Origin of the sequence: Streptomyces kebangsaanensis (assembly GCF_001906585.1) — a bacterium.
Lineage (GTDB): Bacteria > Actinomycetota > Actinomycetes > Streptomycetales > Streptomycetaceae > Streptomyces > Streptomyces kebangsaanensis.
Genome location: NZ_JUJA01000156.1, coordinates 138,033 through 142,610 on the forward strand (window position 1 = coordinate 138,033; position 4,578 = coordinate 142,610).

Consider the following 4,578-nt stretch of genomic DNA (forward strand, 5'->3'; position numbering starts at 1 on the left):
GGGCCGAGCGTCAGGACACCCGCCAGCACCACCGTGAACACGATGACGGTCACGCCGGCGAACACGAGGTTCCCGGCCGTGACCGGTCCGCCGCTGCGCCGGATCTCCGCCGCCCAGAAGCCGTAGATCAGTCCCAGCGCGAAGGGCACCGCCCACCGGCCGACGGCGTGGGCGCGTGGGCCGAACAGGTCGGGCCTGCGAGTGCTGCCGCGAGGGGTGCGGCCGTGCACGGGTGCCGCGTGAACCATGAGAGCGCTCCTCTCTCTCCTCGCCCCCGCCTACCAGAGCACACCTGGGAAGGGGCCCTGGCAAGTCGGTGGAGCCGTTACCGTGTGCTCAGGCCTGACGCAGGCGACCGACCGGATCACCGACGCGGGGGGACGATGCCCGGAACCGTGCTGCTGCTCGCGGCCGCGCCCGTGGGCAGGGGGCGCCTGGTGGACGCGGCGTCCGTGCTGCCCGTGCTGGCCGCCGTACCGCCCTCGGTGCTGTCCGGCACGGACACCGCGACCGTCGTCGAACTCGCCGACCCGCTCGAACCGCAGGCCGTGCTCACCCGGCTGCGCGCCGCCGCGGCGGCCCCCGGCCCGCTGACCGTGTTCGTCACCGGCCAGCTCCAGCTGGACCGCCGCCAGCGCCTGCCCCACCTGGCGCTGGCCCGCACCACCCCGGCGACCGTCCGCTACACGGCGCTGCCCTGGCACTGGCTGCGCGAGGAGCTGCGGCTGCGCCCGGACGGCACGACCACGGTCGTGGCCGATCTGCACGCGGACGCGGAGAGCTGGGAACTGCTGCGGCGGCGCCCCCTGGACCCGGGCCGCAACATCGCCGTGTACGGCCGCCTCGCGCCGCCGCCCGCCCGGCGCACGGTGGCGGTACCGGCGTACATGAGGGCGGTGGCGACGATCCTGCGCAGCGGGCGCCGGCCGTCCCTCCCGGAGCTGCACGAGCAGGCGCTGACGCGGCTGGCCGACGAGGGCGGCGGGCCCGGACTCGTGCTCACCGCTCCCCGGCCGGCGCCGGCCGACCCGCACGCCGCCATCGCCGCCTGTGTGGAGGCCGGGCGGCACGGCGACGCCGACGCGCTCGCCGCCCGCTGGGAGCAGGCCGCCGTCCGCGCGCACGGGGCCGCCTCCGAGGACGCGCTGCACTGGGCCGAGGTCCGCGCGGACCTGGCGATGTTCGCCGGTGACGCCGCCCGCAGCTGCCGGGCCTGGCTGACCGTGGCCGCCACCCGTCTGGCCATGGGGCAGACCGCCGACGCCCCGGCGGTCGAGGCCGCCGTCGACCGGGCGCACCACCAGTGGGGGCGGATCCGCGACCCCGGGCGGGCCCGCGAACTCGGGCCGGCGCTCGCGGAGTTGCGCGGTCGGGTGCCCGGTCGGCGCGAGGGTGCGCTGGACCATGTGCGGCAGCAGCTGTGGCAGTTGCAGACGCAGGGCTGACGGTACGGAGCGCGGTGTCCGGAAAAGATGGTGCGCGTATTCGGTACGAACCCTCCCGTGGGAGCCGGTCGTGGTGCCAGAATGGCGAGTTATGGCTGAGGGGGAGGGCGTGGCCGGCCGCAGCATCCGGGTCCGGCTGGACGGAAATGCGAACAGCAAGGACGTCGGCGCGCTGAAGGCGTGGCTGGAGCGGGAGAGACCGCTGGAGGAACTCGTCCGCGACGGGCGGCTGCGGATCGTCGAGCAGCCGCGCTCGGACGGGCCGCCCGGTCACATGGGCGTCGGCATGGAGATCCTGCTGGTTCTGATCGGCGCGGGCGCCGATGCCGTCTCCAAGGAGCTGGTGGCACAGACCAGACGGGCGGTGGAGGCCTGGCTGGAGAACCGCCGCCGGGTGGAGTCCGGCGACCCGCCCGAACCCCGCGTCGACCCGGTGCGTCGCGACGAGGGATAGCCCCGTGGACCGCTTCGACCCGCGTGGGCGGGTGAACCGGGCCCTGCTGGTCGGTGTCTCGGAGTACGACCACAAGAAACCGGCCGAGCCGGACGGCGTCCCCGGCGATCTGCCCGCCGTCCGGCACAACCTGGAGCGGCTGGAGGACGTCCTGCGCCGGGGCGGGCTGTTCGGCGAGGACGGGATCACCGTCCGCTCCTCGCCCTCCCTGGACGAGTTCAGCGAGGAGCTGCGCACCGCCGCCCACCGGGCGGAGGGGCTGCTGCTGTGCTATTTCGCGGGGCACGGTGCCGTGCCGAGCGCGGGCAACGAGCTGTTCCTGCAGATGCGCAACGCGCGCGTGGTCGCGGGCGGCCAAGCGGTGTTCCCGGGCGCGGAGGCGTTCACCGGGATGCTCACCGTGCTCGCCGGGAGCCCCGCCGAGCGGATCGTGGTGATCCTCGACTGCTGCTACGCGGGCAACGCCGCCAAGGTGTGGCACGACTTCACCGACCGCCGGCAGGGGATCCTGCTGCTGATGAGCGTGCAGGCCAACCGGCTCATCGACTCCGGCGACGGCGAGAGAGAGACCCCGTTCACCGAAGAACTCGTACGACTCCTCGACTCGGACGGGGAGTCGTCTCTTCTGGATCTCTTCAAGCAGGTGCGCGGGGCGATGGCCAGGGCGCACCGCGCCACCACGCTCGGGGACCCGTGGGAGCCCCAGTTCGCCGGTGAGCCGGACACGGACGTGCTACTGGGGGTGGCCCGGGAGGGAGAGCCGGCGCCGTCCCCCGGGCCGACGGACGGGTCCGGTGGGTCCGTGCCGGGGGGCGGACCCAAAGGTCCGCGCCCGCACCTCTTGTCACGGGCCCTGACCGCCGGCCTCGCCCGGCTCCGGGGCCGGGCCGGTGCCGTCGTCCGCTGGTTCGGCGGGTTGCGCGGACGGGTCCGAGTCACGGTGGGCGCGCTGCTGGTGCTCGCGCTCGCGCTCGCCGGCCTCGAGCTCGGCGGTCACGCGCTCATCGGCTCCGGCGACGGCCGCTCCTGCGCGCCGCCGCTCGAACTGCGCCTGCTGACCGACCCCGAACTGGAACCGACGGTCCGCGCCGCCGCGGACGCCTATCTCGTCTCGGACGCCAACACCACCGGGCACGGCTGCCGCCGTACCGGCATCACCGTCTACAGCGCGGGCGCGAGCAGTGTGATCACCGCGCTGCGCCGGCAGGCCGACGCCTGGCAGGATCCTCTCAGGGGGGACACCGACACCAACCCGCAGCGGGACGTCGGGCCGCAGCCGGACGTCTGGATCCCCGCCTCGGGCGCCGACGTGGCCCGGGCCGTCACCGGTCAGACCGACCTCCGCTCCGTCGTGTTCGACCCGGACCCCGAGCCGTTCGCGTACTCCCCGGTCGTGCTGGCCGTCCCGCAGGACCTCGCGGGGGACGGCCTGGACGAGCGCGTCGGGCTTCCGCTGTCCCGGCTGACCGCGGATCTGAGCCGGCGGGACCGGAACGCCCGCGTGCTGCGCCCCGACCCCGAGCTCACCGACTCCGCGCTGCTGGCGACCATCGGCCTGTACGGCGGCGGCACCGCCGCCCCGCGTAACGCCGAGCAGGGCGTACGTTCCACCGGGCCGCCCCCGCCGACGGCCGCCGAGCTGCTCTGCGCCCTGCCGGCCGACCGCGCCGCGGACCGCCGCACCGCCGCGCTGGTCCCGGAGTTCCTGCTCAGGAGCGGGGTGGACTGCGCCCGGCGCATACGGGTGCGGCGCACCGCCGAGTACCCCGACGACGTACCGGCGCTGACGCCCACCTTCGTACGGGTCCGCTGGGAGGACGGCGACCGGGACGCGGAGGCGCGCGACGACGCGGCCAAGCGGTTCCGCGCCTGGCTGACCGGCGAGGGGGGCCGGGCCGCGTTCGGCGCGGCGGGCTTCCGGCACGCGACGAGCCCCGGCCACCCGCTGCTCGACGACCAGCACGTCGGCGCGGGCGTGCTGCGCCTGCCCAGTCCGCTGCCGGGCCGTGCCGAGCAGGCGGCGATGGAGACGGCGCTCGAGGGGTACCGCAACTCCCGCGGTCCCGGCCGGGTCCTGTACCTCCTCGACAGCTCCGGCTCGATGCACGGGAAATGGCCCGGGCCCAGTGGCGGCCCCGGCATCCTGCGGCAGTCCCTGAGCGAGCTCGGCCCGCGGGACGAGTACGGGGTGTGGGCGGTGTACGACACGGCCGGTGACCGCGGGTACGAGGCCCTGCTGCCCTTCGAGCACCACCGCCGCGCCGAGGCCGAGCGGGTTCTCGACGCCGGGGCGCGGGTGCGGGACGCCGAGGCCGACCCGCACGCGGCCCTGCTCGCCGCGCTCGAGTACATGGACCGCCGCGGCACCGACGACGAACGGCCGCGACTGATCGTCTACATCACCGACGACGAGGACAACAACCGGCTGACCGGCGGGAACCTGGAGGAGGTGCTGGCCCGGGCGGGGCGGGTGAAGGTGCCGGTGGTCATGGTCTCGCTGGTCAGCGGCTCCTGCGACCGGGGCCGCGCGGACGCCCGGATCGCCGAGGCGAGCGGTGGCCGCTGCCTGGACGCGGGCGACAACCCCGGCAGGGGCCTGCGCGAGGAGATCGCGCGGGTGGGGACGGAGGAGGAGTGATGGCCCGACGACCGGCGGCACCGCTCGTATGGCGGCTGGTG

3 protein-coding genes are annotated in these 4,578 nt (G+C 75.5%); all 3 read left to right on the forward strand.

The genetic code is table 11. The annotated features are described in order from the left end of the window. Positions 1-383: 383 nt before the first annotated feature. The 3 genes from RH94_RS26915 (at position 384) to RH94_RS26925 (ending at position 4,537) form a co-directional block, all read left to right on the forward strand. Entirely contained in the window at positions 384-1,445 is a 1,062-nt protein-coding gene (locus RH94_RS26915; protein ID WP_073950752.1) for a hypothetical protein, read from the forward strand. Between the two features lie 91 nt (positions 1,446-1,536). Beyond that, the gene (locus tag RH94_RS26920) at positions 1,537-1,899 is read left to right on the forward strand and encodes an effector-associated constant component EACC1 (protein WP_073950754.1); all 363 of its coding nucleotides are present in this window, start codon (positions 1,537-1,539) and stop codon (positions 1,897-1,899) included. Positions 1,900-1,903: 4 nt separating this feature from the next. After that, complete coding sequence (locus RH94_RS26925; RefSeq protein ID WP_073950756.1) at positions 1,904-4,537, forward strand: vWA domain-containing protein; 2,634 nt, start codon at positions 1,904-1,906, stop codon at positions 4,535-4,537. The last annotated feature ends 41 nt before the right edge of the window (positions 4,538-4,578 follow it).